The sequence below is a fragment of the Pseudonocardia sp. Cha107L01 genome (assembly GCF_052566575.1).
Genome location: NZ_CP199579.1, coordinates 9,126,326 through 9,150,323 on the forward strand (window position 1 = coordinate 9,126,326; position 23,998 = coordinate 9,150,323).

The following is a 23,998-nucleotide window of genomic DNA, read 5'->3' on the forward strand; positions in this document are numbered from 1 at the left end:
TGGCACTGGTTCTCCTGGCGACGAAGACGACAACACCAAGCCCGCCACAGCCACTACCGCCGACGAGGCTACGCACTCACATAACTGCCGTTGCAGTACTAGACCGGCTCAGCGGGGCGACAACGAATGGCGAGTTCGGCGATCCGCCGGCGAGCGTCGACGAGCTCGGCTTGGAGCCGCTGATCATGCCTGGCAGTTGCCCGGAATCCACCAGTCCCTGGCGCCGCCGCGAGTAGATGCACTGCTCGCCGATGTCGAGATCGGCCGCGAACTGCGCGACACGACGACCGGCCTTTACGACTTCGAGCGCCTTGCGCCGGAATTCCGGCGGCACTGCTTAGGTATGTAGCTCTGTCCTCCGGACTACTGGAATGAGTGATCATCCAGCAACTCGAGTCTGTACAACCGAGGGAACATCAACGAGTCCTCGAGACTGTCGGAAGGGTCATTCGCGCGCGATTCTTCTCCGGCCGGTTCATGGCCTGAGATCGTAGATTCCGCATTCAGCATCGCCCCCCGGCCCACGCTGCGGAAATCCGGCTACGTAAGCCTCGAATCGTGGGCTGCTCAGCACCTGCGCGCGGCTGCCGATAATCAGCCATCGTGCGCCGGACTGGCGGTATCCCTCTACAGACGACGGGTCCTCCTGGTCCGTCGGCAGGCTCCATCCGCGACGGTTGCCGTGGAAAAACAGAGTCGGATCCTGATAGTTGTTGGGTTCGCCCTCAATGGACCTCGGCTCCGACGACGTGACAATCACAAGGTCGTCGGGTGGGACGGTCTCCCGGATCGCGTTCCCACAGGCGATCGTCTGCGCACCATAGTCGCGGAACTCGTCGGCGTAGATGTGCGCCGTACCCACGACGGTCAGGGCAGCGAGGAGAGCCGCAGCGGCTCGGGCCAGCCTGACCGGCCCGGCAGTGCGCATTTTCTGAAGACCGACCAGCCAGTCGGCGCCTAGGCCGACCGCCAGTGCAGCGTACGGAATGGCGAACACGTGGTATTGAAGACCGAAGGTGCTCTCTGCGGGCCGCGCCACCACCAGGAAGTACACGGCGATGGCAAGAAATCCCGACAGCACCAGCCACGGACCGCGACGACGCACAGCCACGATTATTCCGATGATCGCCAATGGCAACGCTCCCACGGCGTAAACCCAGATCATCTCCAGCTTCGCCGTACCGAGATAGAAACGCGGAGAGATCCAGTATTTGAGGCTGCCGAACTTGTTGTCACCACCGGAGATGACACCGAAGGTGTTGCCGAACTCGGCATGGAGCGCGGCGCCGTGCCACAACCACGCGCCCACCGGAACCAACGCGATGACCGCCAGCGCAACTGCCTGGCCGGAGAGTAGGCGACGGGACTCGCGTCGAACGAGCAGAAGGATCACGAACAAGATTCCGACATTGAGGGCGGTGGGCTTCAACAGCCCGGCCAGGGCTGTAACCGCACCGCATGACAACGCAGTGGACCAGCGACGGTCAGTGAGCCACCGGTCGAACAACAACAGCGACCCCAGGTAGGCCGTCATGGTGGTGGCCTCTGGCATGTAAGCAACGGACAGTCGCAGGAACAGCGGGCTCACAGCAAAGAACGCGAGCGCGAACAGAGTGGCCCTTCTCGTGAGTACCCGATCGGCCAATCGCCAGAACAGCCACAACGTCACCGCGCTGGCCACCAGCGCGACCGCGCGTCCCAGCCAGACATGCTCGCCGAAGATCCGGTAGAGCAGCGACACCATCCACGGGTAGAGCGGAAACTCGGATTCCACGTAGCCCGGACCCGCTCCACCCCAGTTGATCCGAGGAAAGAGGATGTTCGGGTCGGTGAGGAAATTGCGGGCGATCGACGCGGTGTCGGCCTGTCGCCAGATATCCTCCCGGTAAGTGATAGGCAGGAAGACCAGCGGCACTCTCACCAGCACGGCCGCAATGATGATCAACTCGGCCGACCGTTCACGGATCAGGTCGAACGCGCGGCGCCGCGGTCGGGTTGCCGCCTCTACCACAGGGGCGGCGATGCCAGCGCTCACCGGGTGCTCCGGATGGACTCGGTCGGCGTGGCGGATGCCGCGGATCGGCTCCGACTCACTCCGGCCTTGTCGATCCGCCGGACGTGCTCGCCGGTACCCACGACGTCGAACTGCGCACTCAACGTGGTGAGCGCCCAGTCGAGGACCCGCGCCTTCTCCTCGGCACGCATCGCCATGCCGGGGAAGAACTCCAGCCCCGGCGCGTGCCGGGCGTCCAGTAGGTCGAGCGGGTGCAGCAACAGCGACGGCCCGACGCCACGCAGTCGGCAGGCCGCCAGGGCGGTGCGGAAGAAGGCTCGCGCAAGTCGGGGCGAGGTCCCGTGCAGATGGATCAGGTAGGACACGTGCATCGGCACCCGGGCCAGCGGCATCGTCGTGACGGGTAGCTCGAGCAGATCGTGGGGCAGCCACCGGTACGGGTGCACCGGGCGCAGGCCGTCGCGCGCCGAACCGAACAGCGCCTTGCGTCGCCGGCGCTCCTCCTCGCTCAGGTCGGACGCCCGGAGGTAGTAGGCACGCGCAAGGGGGCCGATCCAGGTCGGCAACGTGCTGGCGTCATAGAGGTAGCCGCGCTCGGCGAGGAGCTCCAGGAGATCGGCGGACAGGCTGTAACCCGGGCCCCGGAACCCGGTCGGCCGCGGCGCGCCGGCCGCGACGACCGCGTCCTCGGTGCGGGACAGCTCGTCCTCCATGCGCGACCTCGGGTACAGGTGAAGCCACGGCTCGTGTTCGAACGAATGGTTGCCGATCTCGTGGCCCGCCGCGGCCAGCTCGGCCACTGCCTTGGCTCCGTCCTCGCGGGCCGCGTCGGCGCCCACCACGAAGATGGTTGCGGTCAGGTCATGGCCGTCGAACAGGTCAAGCATCCTCGGCAACAGCTCGAGCAGGTAGCTCGGTCGGCGTTCCCAATCGGGGTCGCCGTGCGTCTTGAGGTAAGACCATAGATTGTCCATATCCAGCGAGACGCTGGCCGTGGTTCGGAGCTTCATTGCACCATCCCCCGCAAGTGTTGTCCGGCCTGCCGGACCGGCGGAGTCCCCGCCGCGACACCCAGCCGAGGCCAGGCATCGTCCAGCAGCTTCAAGGTCTGTTCGACGTTCAGGGTCCCGTCCACGATCTGTGCGCTACCGACCACGAACAGGCCGGGGACAGTGGTGACCACGTCGGGTACCCGGCTGAGGTAACCGGGGGTCGGGACCGGCAGGACCAGTCGGGCCCTGGCCACCGAGAAGGACAGGACGTCGGCCTCGGTGAGCCCGTACATGGGTAGGAAGACCCCGAGGAACTCCTGGCGCAATTGGTCATCCGTCGTATCGAACGCCGGGTCGTCCGGGGCGGTGTACCGCGGCAGATAAACCAGGTGATGTCCGCCCAGCTCGGCCGGGTCGACGAGCGCCGTCATCTCGATCACCGCGGTGAACGGTTTCGGATCGGTGACGTAGCTGATGTACGCCCCGGCTGCCGGACGCCGCAGTAGCACCGACGGGCAGATCACCCCAAGGTAAGGCACCTCGTTCAGCCGGGTTCGCTCAGTGCTGGACAGGTCCGGACACAGCCGGGCGGTGATCGGCGCGGCCGTGGTGACCAGCACCTTGTCGTATCGGTCGACCGAGCCGTCGCCGAGCTCGACCTCGAGGCCGTGCTCGGTCCGCGCGACCCGGTGGACCTGGCTGGCGGTGCGAACCTCCACTCCGTCACGTTGCAGCCGGTTGGCCAACGCGCCCAACACAACGGCGTATCCGCCAGGAACATGTCCGAATCGGTCTGAGTCCCCACCCTGGAACCGCGCCGTCACCAGCCGCCGGATCGTGGCCCAGATGAAGGTCGCGGCGGCCTCCTCGGCACGCCGACCGAGTTTGGCGCGCAGCAGCGGCAGCCAGAGACGCTCCGTCGCCTCAGATCCCGACCAACGGCGCAGCCAGCGTGCCGCGGTAATCCGGTCGAAGCGTTCTGGGGAGGACCACAACGCGCCCCATGCCACGGTCAGTGCGATACGCAGCTTCGCCATCGTGCCCAGGAACGGCAGGGCCAGGAGTTCCCCGCCCGAGGATGCGGGGTATTGGCGGTCGCCGGCGTAACAGGCTGCGCGGGCGCTGTTCCACACCACCGGGCCGACGTTGAGTTCGTCAACCAACGCGAGCACCCGGCGGTCGTTGCCGACGATCACGTGGTAGAAACGATCCCACGTGACCGACGTGCCGTCGGGCACCTCCAGCCGCCAGGCGGAGGTCAGTCCACCGAGTGCCGGCGCCGACTCGTAGAGGACCACGGAGCCACCGTCGGCGGCGAGCGCTCGGGCGGCCGCCGCACCCAGCATCCCGCCGCCCACGACCGCCCACCGCGTGCCTCGGTCAAACGCCGCGGTCACGTCGCGCCCAAACCGGGCCGAGAGCTCAGCTGGTGCGGCACGGAGCCAGTGATCACGCCCGGATCGGGGGAAATCGCCGCCGTCTCAGTGTGCACCAGACTGAGCCCGGCGCGGTCGGCCGACACCGTACCCTCGTCCTCGGCCACCCTCGGCACACCGACATTTTCGTGCCCGAGCAGGAAGTACAGCTCCTCGAAGCTTCGCTTGACCTGGATGCTGAGCAACCCGGCGAAGAGCACCAGGATCCCGGTGCCGAGCAGTGACACCCCGAGAACGGTCAGGCCGAGCTGCATCCCGGGAAGCAGCATCGCGGTCAGGCCCAAGGCCCCGCCCACACCGATCAGGGCCAGCATGCCCAATGCGAACGCGAGGTAGGGTCGGAACATCAGACCGCTGACCAGGATGTTGTAGGTCTTGGTCCGCACCCGGCGGTCGCGCATCCGGGAACGCCCCGCGCGAGCGGCCAGGCCGCCCCAGTCCAGTACCGCCGGCACCTCCTGCACCCGGCCCCGTAGGACCCCGGTCTTGTACAACGCCTCGACGTTGATGCCGTCGTCCGTCGCCCTCAGCGCCAGGCCCCGGATGAACGGGCCCCGGTAGGCACGCACCATCCCGGTCAGGGTGGCGATCCCGCTGTTCGACGCGGCCGAAAGGAAGCTGTTGGCGATCCGGCTGCGGCGCTCGATGCCCGCCGGCACGTCCCGGGTGCTGCCACCAACCATGTACGGAGATGCGACGGCCACCTCGGCGTGCGATGACTCCAGGGCGCGTACCAGCTTCGGGATGTGGTCAGGGTGGTAGCTCAGATCGCAGTCGATCACTACGACCACGTCCCCGGTGCTGGCCTTGAAGCCGGTCTGCAAGGCACCGCCGAGACCCTGGTTGGCCAGGTGACGTAGCACCCGGATGCGGACCGCCGAGGCGCCCAACCGGTCGACCGCGGCGCGGGCCTGGGCCGAGGTGGCGTCCTGGCTTCCGTCGTCGACGATCACGATCTCCCAGCGGCGATCGGCCAGCGCCGACTCGAGGACCTCGACGACCTTGTGCAACGAGACCGCGATGTTCTCGGCCTCGTTGTAAGCTGGGATGATGACCGTCCCCGTGGGGATCGGGTCGACGAGGGCAGGCACGTCGCTCACGCCGCAGCCTCCTTGGTCGGGTTGAGCACCAGTTCGTCATCCACTGCCTCGTGCGTTCGCACCACGGCGGTCAGCAGCCACACCCCGGCGATGATCAGCACGAGCCCGGCGCCGATCCACGGGCCCCGGCCCTCGACCACCTGGTCGGACAGCAGCCACAGCCCGGCGGCGGCCGCCGAGAGGGTCGAGATGGCCTCCATCGCGGCGACCGTGCCGGTGGTGGACCCGCGCTGCAAGGCGGAGGCGAAGAGGCTCTGCCCCACCAGGGCGGCCAGCACCATCAGCCAGAACAGCGGACGGGTCGGCAACATCAGCAGCGGCCCGCCGGCCAGCGTGCGGCCGATCACCGCGAGCACCCCGTAGGCCAGGCCGGCGCACATGCCCATGGCCACCGCGCCGCGTGCTCCCGGGATGCGGGCGGCGGGCGCGGCCAACCCGACCGCCACCATGAGCGAGACGACCATGAGCACAGTGGTGCCCCCCGACATCGGCTCGGCGGGCGATGGCAACGCCGAAACGGCCAGCAGGAGCAGCCCGGCGGCCATGGCGAGCAGTGCGCCCACCTCGAACCGACGTATCCGCCAGCGGAAGATCATCATCCCGACGATCGCGGTCAGCCCGACGGCCGAGGTGGATCCGGCCTGCGCCAGGTACAGCGGCAAGGTCGCCCTGGCCAGGAAGGCCAGCCCGAAGCCCAGCACCTGCGCGGTGAATCCCAGCAGGTAGAGCCGATCGTCGGCGAGCCGGCGAAGGAGGCCTGGATCAAGCCGATCGATCCGGCGGGACCGCCCGGCGGCGACCGTCTGCAGCAGGTTCCCCGCTGTGTAGGCCAAGGCTGCCCCGACCAGTTCGAGATAGGCGATCATGTCCGCGCCTCAACCCGCCAGCTTGGCCGACACACCCAGTTGCTCGACCGGGGTCAGGTCACCGTCGCACGAGTCACGCTCCACGGTTTCCTCGTCGAGCCAATAGCTCAGGCCACAGTTCGAACAGTCAACGCGGTCGCTGGTCGGCGGCGTGGACAGGCTGGCGATGGGGCGGCCGCACCGGCACACCAAGGCCACCGCGCGAGCCGGGTTCCCCAGCACCAGGGTGTAGGCCGGGACCGACCGGGTCACCACTGCGCCCATGCCGATCATGGCGAACCGACCGATCACCAGGTCACTGCCGATCGTCGCATTCGCGCCAATCGTCACACCGTCCTGCACACTGGTGAACGTGGTGTGCTCGTCGACCTCCGACGGACGCAACGCCGACAGATCGTTGACACATGCCCGGGGGTAGAAGTCGTTGGTGAATGTGGTGTTCGCCGCCACCATCACCCCGTCGCCAAGCGTGACTCCGGAGCACACGTAGACCATTGCGTTCAGCTTGCACCGGTCGCCGATGCGAACCGCATTGGCCAGATAGGTCTTACCTCCGATAATGCAGTCCCGCCCGACCGTCGCCCCAGCGCGGAGGTGGGCGTTGTCCCAAACCCGGGTACCCGCTCCCAGCTCGACATCCGACTCGACGATCGCGGAGGGATGCACCCGCGCCAGGGAGTGAATCCTCTCGACTGTGGTCATGGCTGCTCCTCAACGGGTACCCAGGCCGACCGGCCCAGCGAGAGATAGCCGGCCTCGACCGCGGCGGCGGCGGCGAGTGCGTCAGCCAGCGACACCGGCATGGGGCCACCCGCGGCCAGTGCATCGAGCACCGCCCGTAGGTTGGTCCGCAGTGAGTTGATCTTGTTGTAGCCGGTACCGAAGTCGTATCCGCCCGGCTGGTCCACGGTGGTCGCGCGACCGCCGCCCCAACCCACCTCGACCGTGCCCGCGGTGCCGAACAAGCTCAGGTAGGTGCTGGACAGTCGACGGAAGGACCAGGTCACGTCCACCTGCGCGAGCGCGCCCGACGAGGTGTGCGCGAGGAGGGTGGCGCTGTCCTCCACAGTCACCTGTTGAGCCCTCGGGCCCTCCACCGCGAGCACCGCGGCGAGCGGCCCGGCCAGGTAGCGCACCAGGTCGACACCGTGGGTGGCGTTGTCGATGAGCACCCCGCCGCCGGAGATCGTGCGGTCGGCGTTCCACCGCCGGCTCATGTCGACACAGCCGGCAAAGCTGACCTCGACCTTGACCAGCTTGCCGATCGCCCCGCCCTGGACCAACTCGCGGGCCTGGTTGATGTCCGGGACGAACCGGAACTTCGCCGCCATGGTCATCGGGGTACCGGTCTCGGACGCCACCGCCACCAGCTTGCGCGCCGCCGCCAGATCGACCTCCAACGGCTTCTCACAGATCACCGGGACGCCGGCCCGGAGCAACGGCTCGACGACGTCGGTGTGGGTCGCCGGGGGCGAGGCCACCACGACGAGGTCGAAGCAGTCCCGGTCCAGTAGTGCCTCCACCGGGACGACCTCGGTCCCGTACGTGGCGGCGGTGCTCCCGGCCGCCTCGGCGCGTGCGTCGGCGACGCCGGCCAGGACGGCGCCCGGGCAGTCGGCGGCGGCCGCGGCGTGCGCCTGGCCGATGCCTCCGCAGCCGATCAGCCCGACCCGGATGAGCGCAGTCATGCCCGCACCCCCGCATCGCGCGCGCTGTTCACGGCGGTGCGCAACCCGCGCGCCACGTACTCGGTGTGCTTAGCCGTGTAGCGCTCGTTGAGGGCGAGTACCAGGACCGAGTCCAGGAACGCGAACGTGCCGGGGAACCTCTCGGCCGAGTAGTCGAGCGCGTCAGGGCGAGCGAGGGAGAACGGCCAGTGGCTGTCGCCCATGGTGTTCCGGTCCGCAAACACGCCGCACCGGAACGCCGGCTTGGAGATGTAGCGGGGAGCGGCCGCGATACCGAGTGGCCGCAGCTCGGCGGCCACCGCGACCGGGCCGCCTGGAACCACTTCGGGGTCGATGTGCACGATGTAGCGCCAGTAGGCGTGTTCGTGGTCGTCCCGAGCCGGCGCGAGCGTCAGTCCTGGCACTCCGGCCAGGGCCTCGTCAAGCTGTGCGGCCACCTCGCGGCGGCGGGCCACCCCGGCCGGCAGCTTGCTCAGCTGGCCGAGCGCCACGGCTCCCTGTAGTTCGGTCAGCCGGTAGTTCAGCGCGATCGAGCGGTGGTCCGGATTCGGCTCACCGTAGGGCCAGGACTTGTTCACGAACAGCCGAACAGCCCGGGCCAGCTCGGGATCGTTACTCGTGACGAAGCCACCCTCGCCACAGGTGATGTGCTTGCCCTGCTGGAGGCTGAAAGCTCCGAGCGCGCCGAGGCCGCCGACGCGCCCCTCCGAGGTGGCGGCCAGGTAGGCCTGAGCGGCGTCCTCGATGACCGGAACTCCGGCACGGTCGGCCACCGCTCGGACCCCGGCTACATCGACGGGGTTGCCGAACAGGTGCGTCACGATCACCGCTCTGGTCCGGTCGGAGATCGCGGCGGCCACCGACTCGGGGGTGACATTTCCGCTCACCGGGTCGACATCGGCGAAAGCCGGGACGGCACCCTGGTAAAGCAGTGGGGTCAGGGCGCCCATGTCAGTGATGGACGTAGTGACGATCTCGGCGCCCGGGTCGGGGTCGAGAGCGGCCACTGCGCAGTGCACCGCCGCCGAGCCCGAGGCACACGCCACCGCGTGGCCCACCCCCATCAGCTCGGCGACCGCGGCCTCGAACCGCTTCACCATTGTCCCCTTGGTGCTGGTCAAAGTGCCCGAGCGGAGGACTTCGGCGACCAGCTGCAGCTCAACGTCGTCGAAGCTCCGCCCGCTCGCCGACTGGTCGTCGGGCAGACTCATCGGTGTCACGGCGGCTGGGGCGCGGGACTCAGTGGACGAGGTCAGGGTCACGATCTACTCCCGGTCAGGTCGTGGCGGCCCGGGCGGATCGCCCGGAGCTCACGCGATTGGTGTCGACGTCCTCGAAGGCTGGTGGGACGAACTGGCTGGGTGGCGGCGCCTTCCCCAGGAGAGCGGCGATGGCCTGGGCCGATCGCGCGCTAGCCCGCCCGTCGCCGAACGGGTTGCCTGCCCGAGGCAGCGTGTGGCGGCCGTCCAGGACGGTCAGGGCCTCGCGCACCAACCTGTCGGTGTCGGAACCGACCAGCGTGGCCCAACCCGCATACACCGCCTCCATCCGTTCGGTGACGTCACGCAGGACCAGAACCGGTACCCGGAACGACGGGGCCTCTTCTTGGATCCCGCCGGAGTCGCTGAGCACCAGACTCGCCCGGGCCAGCAGACGGCACAGAGTCGCGTAGGGCAGCGGCTCGGTGACCACGGTGCGCGGAGTGGTGGACAGAGCTCGGTGGACCTGGTCACACACCAGCGGGTTGGGATGCGCGGGCAGCACACAAACCACATCAGGCCGGCACCGGACGATGGTGTCGACGGCGGTCAGGATGCGGTCCAGCGGCGCTCCCCAGGACTCCCGACGGTGTGCGGTGACCAGCATCAGCCGCGCCTCGCCGGTTGCCACCCGGCGGTCGATCTCCGCCAGCCGCGGATCCGCGAACGGCACGTCCCGGGAGGCCACGTCCATGACTGCGTCAACCACTGTGTTCCCGACCAGGGACACCTGGTTCAGCGGGGTGTGCTCGGCAAGCAGCGCGTTCACGGCTCGCCGCGTCGGGGCGAGGTGCAGGTCGGCGACCACGCCGAGCATGCGGCGGTTGGCCTCTTCTGGGAACGGCGCGGTCAAGTCGCCCGATCGCAGCCCGGCCTCCAGGTGCACCAGCGGCACCCGCCGCCAGAAAGCCACCAGACCTCCGACCAACGCCGACGTGGTGTCACCCTGGACTACTACAGCCGCGCTGTCCTGCTCGACGAGCAATCGGTCCAGCTCCCGGCACAGGTGCGCGACCAGCTCTGCCTGCTCCCCGGTGGTCCGATTCAGGTGGAAGCGCACGTCAGGTGTGAGGTCGAATGCGGTCAGCGCCTGGGTGACCATCGCGGGGTGCTGCCCGGTGGCCACGAGCACCGGCTCGAGCAGTCCGGCTCGCCGCAGCGCCAGGGCAAGCGGCGCCATCTTGACGGCCTCCGGGCGAGTACCCACCACCAGGTGCACACGCGGTAGTGTCATTAGACCACCCTGACTACATGACATTGTTGAGCACAATGTCTGGCGATGAGCCGCGAATCGGCATCTGGCAAGTCGAGAACTTCTCCGAGTGCGCTCGGTTTTCCTGAACAAGCTTCCTACGAGCGTGTCGCTCTCGGCATCATCACGACTGACGATGCTCTCAGCTAGCGTGACCGACCGGAATTCCCGACAGGGCTAGCGGAAGAAAATCGAGAACAAATCAATGATTCCGTCGATGGCAATGCACGCGGTGTTCACCGAACCCCGCGTTATTCTCGCGCAGCTGGCGCGGCTTCCGACTACCGGGTAGCGGAGCGGTCAAGCCTGTTTCGATGTGCGACATCCACGGCACGGATGATGTCGGCGGCTACGCGTCGCGGCGAAGCGAGCTCCTCGACATCGACGTCCTCCAGCCAGCCCAGCCATCGCTCAGGGGCTTCTCGTAGCGCACGACCGAGCCCTGCCTCGGTGGGGTCGACGATCCAGGTCCCGGGGCGGCCCGCGAGGTTCGAGGCGATCCCGGCCACGTTCGACACGATGACCTGCAGGCCCGCGACGTACGCCTCGAGAGCGGTGAAACCGTAGACCTCCTCGGTGCTGGGCAGTACCAAGGTGTGGCACTCCGACAGGAGAGCGACGATCTCCGGTTCCTCGAGGAAGCCTAAGAACCGGACCCGCTCATCGACGCCGCACTCCCTCGCCAGAGCTTTCAGAGCGTCCAGCTCAACGCCATCGCCGGCGATGACTAGGGTGTCCTCACTGGTCGTGACCGCGAAGGCGCGGATCAGCGCGGCGACATTCTTCCTCGTGATGAGTTGGCCCACGTAGACGAAGCGGTGCTGCCCGGACGTGTCGCGACCGGTGCGCAGCTCCCGGACCCGCCGGTCGAACTGGCTCAGGTCGATGCTGTTGACCGACTCGACGACCCGCCATGGCGCAGTGCCGTTGGCTACGGCCGCGCGGGCAGCGCTCAGTCCGGGCGTGATCACCGCGCCGGCGTGCTTGAACACCTGCGATCGGAACCACGCCGGAAAGCCGCCGCGGAACTGGCGACTATCCAGCGTGCTCTCGGAGTAGATGATGTAGGGGATGCCACGGATCCGGGCGCGCAGAGCACACCATAGGTAGGCGAGCTGCCACCATTCATGGATGACGAGCACGTCCGCCCCCTGCAGAATGTCCGCCGCTACGCCCGGGCGGAGAATCGCCAGCCGCGGCTCGTCGAGACGGCGCGACACAGACCCGGGCAGCGGGACCTGTCGGGTACCGACGATCGAGGAGGAGTAGCCGTTGGCATCCCGCCACTCCCAATGGCGGATCTTTTCCTCACGGAAGAGAAAGGAGACCTTGAGATCGACGAGCGAGGCGATCTCCCGCCACATCGGTTCACGATAGGGAGCCTGAACGTTGGTGAGCCACGCAATCTTCATGAGGCTTCCTCAAGAATGTACGGACGACCCATCAACGATCCCCGACCTGTGTCGAGAAGTATCCATCGCTCGGTGGGGTCATCACCCGAGTAGCTGTTCGGTGAAATCCGACGTGTTGATCTGCGGTGCCTGTGCCCGAGCGGCCTCGATGTACCGCTGTCGATTCCCGATGACCTGATGAATCGCCTCGGCGACGGCCTCGGCAGTCAGTGCGGTCGCAACTCCCACCCCTGTGGTCGCGACCACTTGGGCCAGCCACCCTCCACCGGGAACCAGGACAGGGGTGTGACGGACGCAGGCCTGCGCGAGGATGGCGCTCGGCGCGTCGTTGTCGTGCAACACCGCAACAACGTCGACATGGGCCAACGCGGCGGCCAACGCATCCGTGCTGAACAGATGGTCAGCGATGATCAGGCGCCCCGAGGCGGCGAGTCGTCGGACGTCCTCATCGGCGGAGACGAATTCACGTGTCCCTAGTTCCAGGGGCCCACCCACCACCAACACGGCCGAGGGACAGAGGTTCATCGCCTTGACCAGCAGCGGAAGGTTCTTGCGAGGCGTGATGACGCCGAACACGCCGACTAGCGGGCGACCGGGGCGCCTCGGCGGCAGCCAATCGGGTGGGTCATGGGTTGTTTGCCCGACAGGGACCACCGGATCCTTGACAGCCCGAATGCCCGGGTAGCCCGGTCGCGCGCGAACCACACCGAGTGCGTCGGTCAGGAACATGACACGCGCCTGACGGAACACTCGTACAAGCTGGGCCAGTAAAGGCTTCACCAGGGTGGCGGCCCGCAGGCGCTCCGGACCGTTGATCGCCGTCGTTCTCATGATCAGGAGGCGGACCTCGAGAGGAAGGCGTGGATGGCGGAGCAGCAGGATCAATAACGGGACGAGGTAGAAGTCGCCATCGGGCACGATCAGCAAGCGGGCGCCGGCTGCCCGGGCCATCGACACCGCGGCCGCGAGTGCCGCGCGAGGAGTGTCGACGTCAGGCAGTGCCGCAGTGCACTCGGCGGCCGAGGCCAGGTGTGTAGCATACTCCTCCGAGCTGGCGGCTCGATCACTGGTCAGCACGACGCAGCGCTCGGGCCCCACGGCATCGACCAGATATCTGACGTAGTGCATCCGGTGACCTCTGGGGTTGGTCTCAAGAACGGCGACCTCCACCACGGTATCGACCTGCGAAGCGCGCACGTCCGCCATCTCCCTCGTCAACATGCCGGGTGAAAATCGGTCACGAAGTCGCACGACGAAGCCTCCAGCCTCGGTCACAGCTTCGATGCTCAGCTATGCACTAGGCTGGAGGCATCGTCACGACTGACTACTCGTCGATATAGGGCCGCACGCAGTCTCGGGATTCGTCCGAGATGGGAGTCAATTACTCAATCTTGACGACGCGACGGAGATTTCCAGGCTCTAGCGTACGTACTTGAGATCCCAACAGTACTTCAAGAGGGTGCGCAAATCAGGTCGACCCGTATGCCGATGACTGTGACCACTCCGCAACCACCGCTCCCCAACCATCGCGACGGCCGGATAGCGATGGATGATGAATAATGGATAATGGTTGATCTCTAAACGGAGCATGAATTGAGCCCACGCAGACCCATCCGACTATTGTGCCGTTATCCTTGAACTCGGCTTGATTAGGTAGCAAGATCTATCCAAGTGCCCACCTATCGACTAATCCAACGAGGTACATGCCGTGAACTCCACTTCGGTGAGGACCTACGGCAGATCTGGGCGAACTGCCCTCAATCTCGCGCCCGTTTGCGGCTTTTTCCTTCTCGTCGGAATCATTTCACTGAGTTTCGGACTAATCGCCGGACACAGCTTATGGCTGTTTTCCGAGGGTGCCTCGATCATTATTGGCACCGCATTGTGTCTGATCGGACCAAAAAGTCGCCTGGTCCTAACCGGAGCAGGCGCACTCATCGTTTTCCAGTCAGACCTCACGGTCTTGAAGTACGGATATCTCGCCTTCGCGCTCCTGTGTTTCGGGCTCAGCCTGAAGGGGATCCGGCGGCCACAGGGCGGGATCCGGGACGAATTCAAGCCTCTAGTGGCCTGCAGTGCTCTACTCGTGGTCTACCTTTGTTTCACCTGGGTGGTTTCGCGTTCTAATGGAACACCATTCGACCGATGGTTTCGGGACATTTTACCATATTTTCTCATTGCATTCTTGCCGTACATCGGCATCCAAGCGGGGAGAAGCATATCACCTCGATGGAACCGATGGTGGCTCGTTACCATTGGATTAGGTACCAGCGTTGGGCTCACTGTTGAGTGGTTAAGCAGACGAGGAGTCTCGGCTCTACCGTTCGGCGGGTTCGTATTGTCCAGCACCGTTGTACCCGGTCTGTGCTTCGCATACGCGATCACCAAAGTGGGTCTACCTTCGAGTGCTCGACGCTGGACTTGGGCCGCCACATCGGTCATCATCTTGGTTGCAATGCTGATGACCGGATCTCGTACCAATCTAGTCCTTCTTGCGGCCTTTGCGGGTGTCGTGGGTTCCGCACATAATTGTCGCCTTTCACCTCGAAAAATATTAGGACTATTGGCTGGCGTCGGCCTGACGATTCTCGTGGTAACGCCAGTGGTCGCACAGTTCTTCGTATCAGATCCAACCTTTCTTGAAGGGCGCCTCAATGAGGCACTGACGGTTGTGGTCGGCGACGCCAACGCGGATGGTAGCTACGAGGCGCGGAGAGCCGCCTACGACCTGACGGCCGAAGCCTTCATCAACCACATCGCATTCGGCACTGGACCAGGGTATCTATACACACTACCACCGGCTACTACGTTCGGCCTGGACGCACCTGGAATTGTTCCTGCGAAATTCGGCCTTATAGGAATAGTGATCATCGGATCATTCCTAGCGTCCGTGGCCATCACCGTCAAAAAGATTCGACGTTCCTGTGGTCCATCACCTGGGATAACCTCCGCTTGTGGATGGACAGCCGTGTTGATCACCCTGATCCCGTTCGGGCCATGGATCGAAGACAAAGGATTCGCAGTAGCGCTCACGATCCTCTTCGGCATCATCATCGCTGACTCACGCAGAGAGATCGCTGAGCACGTATACATCCACCCGAACGATACCGATAGAGATACGTCCGCAGCGGCGAGATCAGTTCGGCCAAGCTAACAACAGTTCTATACTGGCGAAGAGCGACGGCTTCAACAGGTGCATCTCGCCTCCGGGCCGACAATTTGGCCGGCCGCTCCGGTGTGCGTGCAGTTCGCCTGGACCCGAGCCATTTGAAGCGCAGAATCAAAAGACCCACCGCATCGCGCAACCGATTCCGTACTCAGGTGGAGGTTCCACTTCAATGATGCCTGACCTGAGCCGATTCGTCGGTCAGACGCTCGTGCCGGATCGAGGATGGTCAGCTTGACAGGCGCGCATAGCCGCCAGGTGACGGTCGGCACATACGGAGAGCGAAAACTCCCGAGCGAGTGACGGTGCCCGCTCGATCGCAGCGCTGGACAGCTCTGAAAAAGAGCCAGCCGCCGCGCGAAGCGTTGCGGCCAGTGAGTCAGGGTCCCCCGTGCGGAAAGTCAACATTGACAAGTCATCGGGAAGGTCTGCGGCAACCGCGCCGCTCACTATGACAGGCAGCCCGGCGCAGGCGGCCTCTATCGCAACGAGGCTTCCATGTGCCTCTCGATCGGCCGTATGCACAAGCAGGTCGCTATGTGCCAGCAATGCCGGGATGGCATCCACCCGGCCGAGCAGTTCCAGATTCGGCGTATGTGCCGCCCAGCGCTCAACTCGCCGCTGGGTACGGCAGTCGGATGCCTGTCCCGCTACCCTAAGTTCGGCGTCGAGACCAGCGCGGCGCCAGCCAGCAAACAACACGTCCATTCGCTTCTGTGGATCAAGACGAGACACCGCGACCACTCGGCCCAACCGCATCGAAGCATGCGTCCGGAGCTGGATATCACTACGGACACCGTTTGGAATGAGGCTCATACCTACTCGATTTCCAATGACATGACGGTACTCATCTATTTGGCCGGGGCTCACCGCGATGATATGAGAGGTCCATCGAGAAAGGAGCCTTTCAGCAATCCTCAGTGAACGGATGTCAAGGTCGCGACCCGCGCTGTGGAGAACAGTGATCACCGGCCAGCGCCCTCTAGAAGCGAGTCGCGCATAGCAATTGGGCAGTGCGGAGTGAGCATGTACTACGTCTGGATCCACCTCGCTAAGCGCACGGCTCAGATCGACCACCCGCCTGAACCGACCCGTTGGGTTTCCCTCAGGATCGAGATATACGGTATTTACGGTGTGGCCCTCGGCCCGCCAATGGCTGCTCAACTGCTCAACCATAGTTTCGGCCCCTCCGATCGCAGGTCGAGGCAGTACCTCTGTGATCTTCATGCAGGTCCCTCCACGACTTCTCTCCGAAGAGAGCGAACAGTCAGACCTAGGTGGGCAAGGATGTAGAGCTGACTGATCATGAATCCGAACGCCGCCCAGGTCGCGCCACCGATCAAGGCCAGGCAGAAGGTCGAAGCCAGACCGATGCCGAGACCAATGCCGATTGCGACCGCGACAACGGTCTGACGACCGCGGTTCTGGGCGACGATTGCCATCGGCTGGTTGAGTGTGGAAAAGACTGAACCTACGGCTAGCACGGCGAACACAGCGCCCGAAGCTCGATAGTTCTCGCCGAGCAATAGTGGAAGTAGCGCAGGCCCGACAGCTGCGGCCACGAGCGGGGCGAGGCAGAGACAGACAGTGACTCGCAGTAGTCTACGTTCTTCGCTACGCAGTCTCACCGGGTCGTACCTCACCCGCGCAAGAGCGGGTGTGCCAACCAAACCCAGAGAATTCGCGAGAAGGCCTAGAGGGTTGAGCAGACGCCCCGCCGCCGAATAGAGACCCGCATCGAGCATCCCGCCACCAGCCGCGACCAGCGGCGTATCGAGTGATTGTGCCGAAGCGGCGAGTGCGGCCAGGCCGTATCCGAGTCCCTCTCGATAGTACGCCCATGCCCGGCGTTGCTCCATAGGCCTCGCACCGGGAGGACCGAGAACTGCGCGACCAACGATTGCCTCGATTGCGAACGCCCCGACAAGAGCGGCCGGTATCGCATAGTCGACTGCAAGATGGCGAGGAATGCAAAGTATCGAGATCACCACGATCATCAGAGAGACGGCACGTCCCGAAAGCTGACCGATTGCCGCCCACCAGAACCGCTCCTGGGCCCGCAGAAGTCCGTTCGCCGTCTGCGCCTCCCAGAGCGCCAATCCGTAGCAGCCAAGAATTAGACCCATACGCGGATTCGGCGCGACGGCCAAGCTCATCGCCATGGTAGGGACCAGCAGAACCACCGCAAGACGTCGCTTGCTACGGACCACAGCTCGGGCGCCCGTGAGAGTGAGCTTGTCGCTGGCAACATCCCGTAGCAGCAGACCGCCCAGCCCCGCGTCGAATATCGTGGAAGCTATGGTGCCGACAGCGACACAGGCGGAGATGGCTCCGAGCGTTGCCGGCGTAATAGCTCGCGCGGCAAGGATATAGGTTAAGCCAACGATGACCTGGCCGAGCGCAAGTGCGCCGGCTACGCCCCCGACCCGGCCTAGCAATAAGCGCAACGGGCCGGGATAGTTATTCGGGTCAATCACCTGTCGCGTCACGGCTACTACTCAACCTGTTCCCCGCGTTCGCACACCACAAGGATAGTCGTGGCCCCCAACCTGACCACACCCTTCTTGCCCAGGGCGAACGCCATCACGCGACGACTCTACTCGCACGATCAGTATTCGACTGGGCAACTTGTCCACCGGATTCAACTTTACCAAAATGGGATCGGACAAACCTTCGCGACGGAGTCTCACACCACTTATACAACACTACGCTCAATACTATTGTGGCCACAATGGCAACGTAGCCCCAGTAGCCTCGTGGCACTCCCATCATCTGATAAACTCGAATAAGCGGGACATGTATCAGATAGAGGGAATAACTGGCCTCACCTAGCAGCAGAATTCGACACCGACGCCATGATCTTGCCTTAGTTCCGCACGCTATCAGGCCCACAAGAACGGCGAATAGTGGGCTCATCAGCCAGTACACCGGCCGGAACGGCGCAGAGAATGCAAGCGCGGAGAGAAGGGAAAGAGTCACGATCAGAGATGCCGCTCGACACTTCCAACCAAGCGCTGCGCCTGACCAGATCCGCCAGGCGGCGATACCAAAAACAAACTCCACGAGGTGCGTGAAGGGGAACTGCGCGATCAAAAATCCGCTTCTATTGTATGGCAAGTACTCCGTCAGCGTGGCGATCCAGAGGCCTTGAATGAGCCAAATCGCCCCGCACACCGCGAGCACTGAACGCCTCGACCAACTCCCGATCCACAGGATGAGCAGAGGGAAGAGAGCATAGAAGAAAACCTCGCATGATATGCTCCAGGCCGGGCCATTCCAGGGCTGATTTATCGAGGCGAACGGGAACCATCCGGTGGTCATGCTAATTTGGCTACACAGTGCAACGAGTAGTGTTCTGACATCTGGCGACTTGAGTGAGTACCAGTCGAGCAAGATACCCGGCCGATTCCATGCATATAGAGTGCCGATCGCGCCCAGCAGGAGCGACAGCAAGACCATCGGATATATTCGCGCGATTCGCGCGACGTAGAAGTTGCGCCGCTGGACCCGTCCGTGCAGATTCGGGTAATTATATGCTAGAACGAATCCCGAAAGCACAAAGAACAGCGATACCGCTGTCCGGCCGCCGTCCAGAACGTATATAAGTCGCTCACTGACTGGCACTATTCTGTTCTCCGCGAAGTGGGATATTACGACAGCCATGGCCGCGAAAAACCTGAGGACCGTCAGCGAGTCTAATGATGGACGCCGTCGCGAATGCTCGACCGCTGTTCCATTCAGCTTGCTCACCGAGCTGGCCTGCCCGAGGCTCCGCAGGCCCAGATCTCGGCGTCCACCATGATCTCGGCCAGGCGGGGCATCAGGGTCTCGGCCTTCCAGCCCAGCAAGTCGCTGACCTTGCTGGCGTCTCCGACCAGAGAATCGACCTCCGTCGGGCGCAGGTACGTCTTGTCGAACTTCACATGGTCACGCCAGTCGAGGCCGACACGTCCGAAACAGTGCTCGGCGAAGTCGCGGACGGTGTAGGCGGTTCCGGTGGCCAGGACATAGTCGTCCGGCTCGTCGTGCTGCAGCATCCGCCACATGCCCTCGACGTACTCTGGCGCATATCCCCAGTCGCGCACCGCGTCCAGGTTTCCCATGTAGACGTGTTTCTCCATACCGAGCTTGATCCGGGCGGCCGCTCGGGCCAGCTTGCGGGTCACGAAGGTCTCCCCTCGGCGGGGCGACTCGTGGTTGAACAGGATGCCGTTGACCGCGAACAGGCCGTGACCTTCCCGGTAGTTGCGAGTCATCCAGTAGCCGTAGACTTTGGCCGCGCCGTACGGCGAGCGCGGGTAGAACGGAGTGATTTCGCTCTGCGGGGGTGGAGTCGCTCCGAACATCTCCGAGCTCGATGCCTGGTAGAAGCGTGTGTCGAGACCGATCATCCGAATCGCCTCGAGCAGCCTGGTCGTGCCGACCCCGGTAGTATCGCCGGTGTACTCCGGCTCGTCGAAGCTCACCCGGACGTGCGACTGCGCAGCCAGGTGGTAAACCTCCTGAGGACACACCTTATCCAACAGCGTGACCAGCCGTGACGCGTCGGTGAGGTCACCGTAGTGCAGAAACAACCGGGCGTCGGGGTCGTGCGGATCCTGGTACAGATGGTCGATCCTGGAGGTGTTGAAGGTCGAGCACCGCCGGATGATGCCATGTACCTCATACCCCTTGTCGAGCAGGAGCTCCGCCAGATATGAGCCGTCCTGTCCGGTGATGCCCGTGATCAGCGCACGCTTGGTCATGACCGTTCCTGTCTTCAATCTAGTCCGGCGCCCTGGAACGCCCGTTGACTGCTGCGTTGCTTGCTGACGTTCTCGACGAACCAGCGATAGGTGCTGGCGATTCCGTCGGCGATCGAGATCGACGGTGACCAGCCGAGCTCGGAGAGCCGGTTGACATTGAGCAACTTGCGGGGGGTTCCGTCAGGCTTCGATGTGTCAAAGACGATCCGACCCCTGAATCCGGCGACTCCGGCAACGAGCTCCGCGAGCTCGCTGATCTCCAGGTCCTCGCCGGACCCCACGTTGATCGGCGTCGGGTGGTCGTAGTTCTCCAGTAGGAACAGGCACGCCGCAGCCAGGTCGTCGACGTGAAGAAACTCGCGGCGGGGCCGGCCCGAACCCCAGACGACTACCTCGTCGTCGTCCTTCAGGACACCTTCATGGAACTTTCGGAGCAGCGCAGGCAGCACGTGAGAGGTGCGAAGGTCAAAGTTGTCGCCCGGTCCGTAGAGGTTCGTCGGCATCGCCGAGATCCATCGCCGACCGTACTGACGACGATAGCCCTGGACGTGCATAATTCCCGCGATCTTGGCGATGGCGTAGGCATCGTTGGTCTCCTCGAGGGGACCGGTGAGCAGGCTCGATTCCGAGATCGGCTGGAGTGCGAACTTCGGGTAGATGCAACTCGACCCAAGGAAGAGCAGTCTCTCCACCCCGAACTCATGAGCCGTCTCGAGCAGGTTCAGCTGGATCCTGAGGTTGTCACCGAGGAAGTCGACGGGATACTCGGAATTGGCGACAATACCGCCGACCCGGGCGGCGGCGTCGATCACCACATCGGGACTTTGATGCTCGAAGAACCGCCTCGTGGCCACTCGGTCTCGCAGGTCGAGCTCGGCGGAGCGAGCTCCCACGACATTGGAGAATCCCTGCCGTCGAAGGTGCCGGACGATCGCGGAGCCGACGAGACCGTGGTGGCCCGCGACGTACACGACGGTCGCCCGGGACAGGGCGCTGACCGGGTTGGACATCAGACAATCCTCGCTGCAGGAGTGGGACATGTACGTGTCGTGGGCGGTCGCACGCTCCTTATCGCGACCACGCAAGCTTCTCGACCCATTCGCAGTAGGCGCGGGCGGCGAAGTCGGCCGTCAGGTACTGCTGTGCGTAGCGCCGACCACGATCGCCGAGCTTCTGGCCTCGCGCAGGATCACGTCCCAGGGTCGCCACGGCGTGGAACAACGCCGCCGGGTCACCGGGGGACACTCGTACCCCGCCTTGTGACCGCTCGATCTCCCGACTAGCTGCGCTGCGGGGGTCGGTGGCCGCGACCACGGGTCGCCCAGCGGCAAAGTACGAAGTGAGCTTGCTGGGCGCGGACATCTCGGCAACCGTGGGTGCCTCGTTAAGTACAAGTACATCAGCGGCGGCCAATGCGTCCTCGAAGTCTCCGTCCTGCAGAGGGTCGAGGAACATCGCACTTCTCACGCCTACACCAGCGGCCTGAAGGAGTCGACGCTGCCCACCGTCGCCCAACAGCACGAATCGCACCGCGTCCGGAGAATCGTCGGCGCGTCGAGCCGCCTCGATCACGTTCTCGAGCCCCTGCTTGACTCCCATGTTGCCGGCGTGCAGGGCGATGACCTCATCCGGGCCCCATCCCAACTTCCGCCGGGTCTCCGACCGGCCGGTCCGCGCCGGCGCCACGTGCGACCAGTTGCGGATCACCGAGACTGTGGGCCGGTCGACCCCCAGCTCCGACAGGTTGCGGATGAAATTCTCGTGGACCACTGCGATGCCGTCGGCACAGTTGAGGAGCGAGCGCTCTAATCCGGCCGCGAGACTCGCGCAGCGGGCCGACATCATTCCCGTCTCGAGCAGTGCGCGACTGTAGAGGTCCTGAGTAACCACTCCCAGTGCGGTACGCCCGCGTCTCTTCCACCGCAGCGCGGCCGCGACGGTAAGCAAGACCGGAGTCACCGCGACGACGACGTCAGGGCGCCGCCCGGTCACTGTCGCCGCGTGGAGCGCGAACCCGAGATCCATCACCACGCGCCGGCGCGCAGTCGGTGTCGAGGGGACCGGGTGGCGGACCCGCGTGACGGGTATCCCGTGGTCGAGTTCCGAGATCCGCAGGCCCGAGTAGCCCTCCGCGATCTTCCAACCCGGATAGTGCGGGTAGCCGGTGACCACACGTACCCGATGTCCCGCGCAGAGCAATGCGCGCGCCAGCCCGGTGGTGTATGGAGCGTTGCCCGCGTGCTCCGGCGCGTAATGCATCCCCATCACCAGTACATCGAGAGGGGTGCTGGTGTGTGCCTGTCCGCCAACCAGCTCCGAGCCGTCCGAGTCAGACCTGATATCAGGTTCCGATCCCCGGTGGTAGAACTCGGACAAGGCTCGCTCCAGACTCTTAAGACACAGACGGGTTGGGCCGGGCGGTGGGGGGTTCCGCGCGTCCGGTTGCGGGTTGGACGCAATGTGAACGCTCTCGAAACGCATGCATGTCCGAGGTCTTGGGACCGACTGGGCTCCGGCGTTCTACCTCCCATGTGCCCCCAGGCGTCCCGTGGTGAAAGCGCCGGCGGGTCCGTGGTGCAAGCGCCGGATCTTGACCTGAGGCCTCTGAGCCTGGCTGACTCCGCTCACCTAAGCATCGTCACGACTGACGAACTCGGTCCTCCAACTCAGCCCGCGCTTCTCGCGTCCGAGCTCCTCACTCCTGACGATGACTGGCGGACGAACAGGGAGAAAGCTGAGAGCTACCGGACGGCCAGGAGCATCCACGTAAATGTCCTGTCCGAAAGCTCCACTCCAACCGATCAGTTCACTCCGACGGACCAGCAGAGGCTTCTCACAATGCGCGTACTCTTCGCGTCTCCAGACAACACGGCAGACGTGAACTCTTGGTCTGGAACGCCATATCACATGTTCGAGGCGCTGCGCGGTGCGGCAGATCAGGTGATGAGCGTCAGCCCCTTGAAGCAACGTCTCGGGCTACCGCTCAAAGCGATCGCCCGGGCACATAACAAGGTCCGGCCGACCATCTACCGGCACGACCGCGAACCGCTGCTTATGCGAGGATATGGCCGCCAGATCACCGCTGCGGCCGAGCGGTTTCGCCCCGACGTGATCATCTCTTCTGGGTCCACTCCGTTTACGATGCTCGACATATCGACCCCTTGCGTGTTCTGGGCGGACGCGACATTCCACAGTTTGATCGACTACTACGCCGACTTCACACAACTGTCGCGGCGCTATGGTCGAGTTGGAGATCTAATGGAGTCCCTAGCGTTGTCACGGGCTTCGCTCGCGGTCTACACCTCCGAGTGGGCGGCGGCAAGTGCTCGCGGACACTACGGCTTGCCCCCAGAAAAGGTCGCAGTAGTACCTTACGGCGCGAACTTCGTCGAAATTCCTCGCCTCACCAAGAACTTGGAATTCACGCCCGTCCGCCTCGTCTCACTCGCCAGGAACTGGTCGAGGAAGGGGATAGACCTGGCCGTCGAGCTCGCGATCGAGCTGGACCGGCGCGGGGTGGCGACAACGCTCGACATAGTCGGCTGTGTCCCCCCTCCCGGCAAGACGCTCCCCCAGTTCGTCCGCGCGTATCCGCACCTCGACAAGTCCGTCGAAGCCGACCAGCGCCAGCTTGAGGAAATCCTGCGCAGCGCGACGTTCTTCGTCCTTCCGACCCGCGCTGACTGCACCCCTGTCTCGCTAGCGGAGGCGCAGGCGTACGGCCTGCCCGCACTGGTGACGCGTACCGGCGGTGTGGAGTCGATGATCGCTCCAGGAAAGACCGGGGAAGCGTTCGATCTTGCCGATTTCATTCCTGGGGCGGCAAAGTTCATCGAGACCACCATCTCGAATTCCGCCCTCTACGCCACCCTGTCCGCAAATGCCCGCACACGGTATGAAGAGAGGTTCCGGTGGCCCCGAGCGGTAGAGCAGCTGTTCGAGGAGATCCACAGCAGAAACCTGGCTTGATCTCCGTGCGAGGCATTTGACGCGAGTGGTGCTCGTCTCCCGACCGGAAGCTAGAGTGACGATCTTGAGGGAAACGCAATGACTGTGACCCCAGGCTTC

Annotated in this window: 20 protein-coding genes; 2 read left to right on the forward strand and 18 right to left on the reverse strand. The window is 64.5% G+C overall.

What is annotated here, in order from left to right; translation table 11 throughout:
- Positions 1-76 precede the first annotated feature (76 nt).
- From ACTXG6_RS43005 to ACTXG6_RS43060, 12 genes are all read right to left on the reverse strand, one after another.
- A complete protein-coding gene (locus ACTXG6_RS43005; protein WP_445185046.1) occupies positions 77-334 on the reverse strand; it encodes a hypothetical protein in 258 nt (85 codons plus the stop codon).
- A gap of 141 nt (positions 335-475) precedes the next feature.
- Positions 476-2,035 carry an ArnT family glycosyltransferase gene (locus ACTXG6_RS43010; RefSeq protein WP_445185047.1) on the reverse strand — a complete coding sequence of 520 codons (1,560 nt, stop codon included), beginning with the start codon at positions 2,033-2,035 and terminating at the stop codon, positions 476-478.
- On the reverse strand, positions 2,032-3,024 hold the full coding sequence (locus ACTXG6_RS43015; RefSeq protein ID WP_445185048.1) for a polysaccharide deacetylase family protein: 993 nt from the start codon (positions 3,022-3,024) through the stop codon (positions 2,032-2,034). The genes ACTXG6_RS43010 and ACTXG6_RS43015 overlap by 4 nt, the downstream gene beginning before the upstream one ends.
- Entirely contained in the window at positions 3,021-4,364 is a 1,344-nt protein-coding gene (locus ACTXG6_RS43020) for an FAD-dependent oxidoreductase (protein ID WP_445185049.1), read from the reverse strand. Before ACTXG6_RS43020 ends, ACTXG6_RS43015 begins: the two co-directional genes overlap by 4 nt.
- A gap of 35 nt (positions 4,365-4,399) precedes the next feature.
- Positions 4,400-5,542: a glycosyltransferase family 2 protein gene (locus ACTXG6_RS43025; RefSeq protein WP_445185050.1), complete on the reverse strand. Its 1,143-nt coding sequence runs from the start codon at positions 5,540-5,542 to the stop codon at positions 4,400-4,402.
- Positions 5,539-6,408: a hypothetical protein gene (locus ACTXG6_RS43030; protein WP_445185051.1), complete on the reverse strand. Its 870-nt coding sequence runs from the start codon at positions 6,406-6,408 to the stop codon at positions 5,539-5,541. The genes ACTXG6_RS43025 and ACTXG6_RS43030 overlap by 4 nt, the downstream gene beginning before the upstream one ends.
- A gap of 9 nt (positions 6,409-6,417) precedes the next feature.
- A complete protein-coding gene (locus ACTXG6_RS43035; RefSeq protein ID WP_445185052.1) occupies positions 6,418-7,110 on the reverse strand; it encodes an acyltransferase in 693 nt (230 codons plus the stop codon).
- Positions 7,107-8,096 (reverse strand): Gfo/Idh/MocA family protein, encoded by a 990-nt coding sequence (locus ACTXG6_RS43040; protein ID WP_445185053.1) that lies wholly within the window; start codon positions 8,094-8,096, stop codon positions 7,107-7,109. The genes ACTXG6_RS43035 and ACTXG6_RS43040 overlap by 4 nt, the downstream gene beginning before the upstream one ends.
- Positions 8,093-9,307 (reverse strand): DegT/DnrJ/EryC1/StrS family aminotransferase, encoded by a 1,215-nt coding sequence (locus tag ACTXG6_RS43045; RefSeq protein WP_445185054.1) that lies wholly within the window; start codon positions 9,305-9,307, stop codon positions 8,093-8,095. The genes ACTXG6_RS43040 and ACTXG6_RS43045 overlap by 4 nt, the downstream gene beginning before the upstream one ends.
- Positions 9,308-9,371: 64 nt before the next feature.
- The gene (gene wecB, locus ACTXG6_RS43050; RefSeq protein ID WP_445185055.1) at positions 9,372-10,589 is read right to left on the reverse strand and encodes a non-hydrolyzing UDP-N-acetylglucosamine 2-epimerase; all 1,218 of its coding nucleotides are present in this window, start codon (positions 10,587-10,589) and stop codon (positions 9,372-9,374) included.
- Positions 10,590-10,888: 299 nt separating this feature from the next.
- Positions 10,889-12,019 carry a glycosyltransferase family 4 protein gene (locus ACTXG6_RS43055; protein ID WP_445185056.1) on the reverse strand — a complete coding sequence of 377 codons (1,131 nt, stop codon included), beginning with the start codon at positions 12,017-12,019 and terminating at the stop codon, positions 10,889-10,891.
- Positions 12,020-12,100: 81 nt separating this feature from the next.
- Positions 12,101-13,294 (reverse strand): hypothetical protein, encoded by a 1,194-nt coding sequence (locus tag ACTXG6_RS43060; protein WP_445185057.1) that lies wholly within the window; start codon positions 13,292-13,294, stop codon positions 12,101-12,103.
- A 1,114-nt stretch (positions 13,295-14,408) separates the two neighbouring features.
- Here ACTXG6_RS43060 and ACTXG6_RS43065 point away from each other — a divergent pair.
- A complete protein-coding gene (locus ACTXG6_RS43065; protein WP_445190277.1) occupies positions 14,409-15,173 on the forward strand; it encodes an O-antigen ligase family protein in 765 nt (254 codons plus the stop codon).
- A 213-nt stretch (positions 15,174-15,386) separates the two neighbouring features.
- On the opposite strand, the gene ACTXG6_RS43070 is transcribed toward ACTXG6_RS43065, so the two are convergent.
- From ACTXG6_RS43070 to ACTXG6_RS43095, 6 genes are all read right to left on the reverse strand, one after another.
- The gene (locus ACTXG6_RS43070) at positions 15,387-16,412 is read right to left on the reverse strand and encodes a glycosyltransferase family 4 protein (protein ID WP_445185058.1); all 1,026 of its coding nucleotides are present in this window, start codon (positions 16,410-16,412) and stop codon (positions 15,387-15,389) included.
- Positions 16,409-17,674, reverse strand: a complete 1,266-nt coding sequence (locus ACTXG6_RS43075; RefSeq protein ID WP_445185059.1) for a lipopolysaccharide biosynthesis protein — start codon at positions 17,672-17,674, stop codon at positions 16,409-16,411. Before ACTXG6_RS43075 ends, ACTXG6_RS43070 begins: the two co-directional genes overlap by 4 nt.
- Before the next feature lie 94 nt (positions 17,675-17,768).
- Positions 17,769-18,935, reverse strand: a complete 1,167-nt coding sequence (locus tag ACTXG6_RS43080) for an acyltransferase family protein (RefSeq protein ID WP_445185060.1) — start codon at positions 18,933-18,935, stop codon at positions 17,769-17,771.
- Positions 18,932-19,930 (reverse strand): GDP-mannose 4,6-dehydratase, encoded by a 999-nt coding sequence (gmd, locus tag ACTXG6_RS43085; protein WP_445185061.1) that lies wholly within the window; start codon positions 19,928-19,930, stop codon positions 18,932-18,934. The genes ACTXG6_RS43080 and gmd overlap by 4 nt, the downstream gene beginning before the upstream one ends.
- A gap of 14 nt (positions 19,931-19,944) precedes the next feature.
- The gene (locus ACTXG6_RS43090; RefSeq protein ID WP_445185062.1) at positions 19,945-20,940 is read right to left on the reverse strand and encodes a GDP-L-fucose synthase family protein; all 996 of its coding nucleotides are present in this window, start codon (positions 20,938-20,940) and stop codon (positions 19,945-19,947) included.
- 58 nt (positions 20,941-20,998) lie between these two features.
- A complete protein-coding gene (locus ACTXG6_RS43095; RefSeq protein WP_445185063.1) occupies positions 20,999-22,306 on the reverse strand; it encodes a glycosyltransferase family 4 protein in 1,308 nt (435 codons plus the stop codon).
- 531 nt (positions 22,307-22,837) lie between these two features.
- Between ACTXG6_RS43095 and ACTXG6_RS43100 the strand changes: the two genes are divergently transcribed.
- Entirely contained in the window at positions 22,838-23,899 is a 1,062-nt protein-coding gene (locus ACTXG6_RS43100) for a glycosyltransferase family 4 protein (RefSeq protein WP_445185064.1), read from the forward strand.
- Positions 23,900-23,998: the final 99 nt, after the last annotated feature.

Excerpts from the sequence above, each read along its gene's own strand:
- ACTXG6_RS43040 (WP_445185053.1), bottom strand. The coding sequence starts at position 8,096 with ATGACTGCGCTCATCCGGGTCGGGCTGATCGGCTGCGGAGGCATCGGC.
- ACTXG6_RS43015 (WP_445185048.1), bottom strand. The coding sequence starts at position 3,024 with ATGAAGCTCCGAACCACGGCCAGCGTCTCGCTGGATATGGACAATCTA.
- ACTXG6_RS43100 (WP_445185064.1), top strand. The coding sequence starts at position 22,838 with ATGTTCGAGGCGCTGCGCGGTGCGGCAGATCAGGTGATGAGCGTCAGC.
- wecB (WP_445185055.1), bottom strand. The coding sequence starts at position 10,589 with ATGACACTACCGCGTGTGCACCTGGTGGTGGGTACTCGCCCGGAGGCC.
- gmd (WP_445185061.1), bottom strand. The coding sequence starts at position 19,930 with ATGACCAAGCGTGCGCTGATCACGGGCATCACCGGACAGGACGGCTCA.
- ACTXG6_RS43035 (WP_445185052.1), bottom strand. The coding sequence starts at position 7,110 with ATGACCACAGTCGAGAGGATTCACTCCCTGGCGCGGGTGCATCCCTCC.
- ACTXG6_RS43045 (WP_445185054.1), bottom strand. The coding sequence starts at position 9,307 with ATGAGTCTGCCCGACGACCAGTCGGCGAGCGGGCGGAGCTTCGACGAC.
- ACTXG6_RS43090 (WP_445185062.1), bottom strand. The coding sequence starts at position 20,940 with ATGTCCAACCCGGTCAGCGCCCTGTCCCGGGCGACCGTCGTGTACGTC.
- ACTXG6_RS43055 (WP_445185056.1), bottom strand. The coding sequence starts at position 12,019 with ATGAAGATTGCGTGGCTCACCAACGTTCAGGCTCCCTATCGTGAACCG.
- ACTXG6_RS43030 (WP_445185051.1), bottom strand. The coding sequence starts at position 6,408 with ATGATCGCCTATCTCGAACTGGTCGGGGCAGCCTTGGCCTACACAGCG.
- ACTXG6_RS43070 (WP_445185058.1), bottom strand. The coding sequence starts at position 16,412 with ATGAAGATCACAGAGGTACTGCCTCGACCTGCGATCGGAGGGGCCGAA.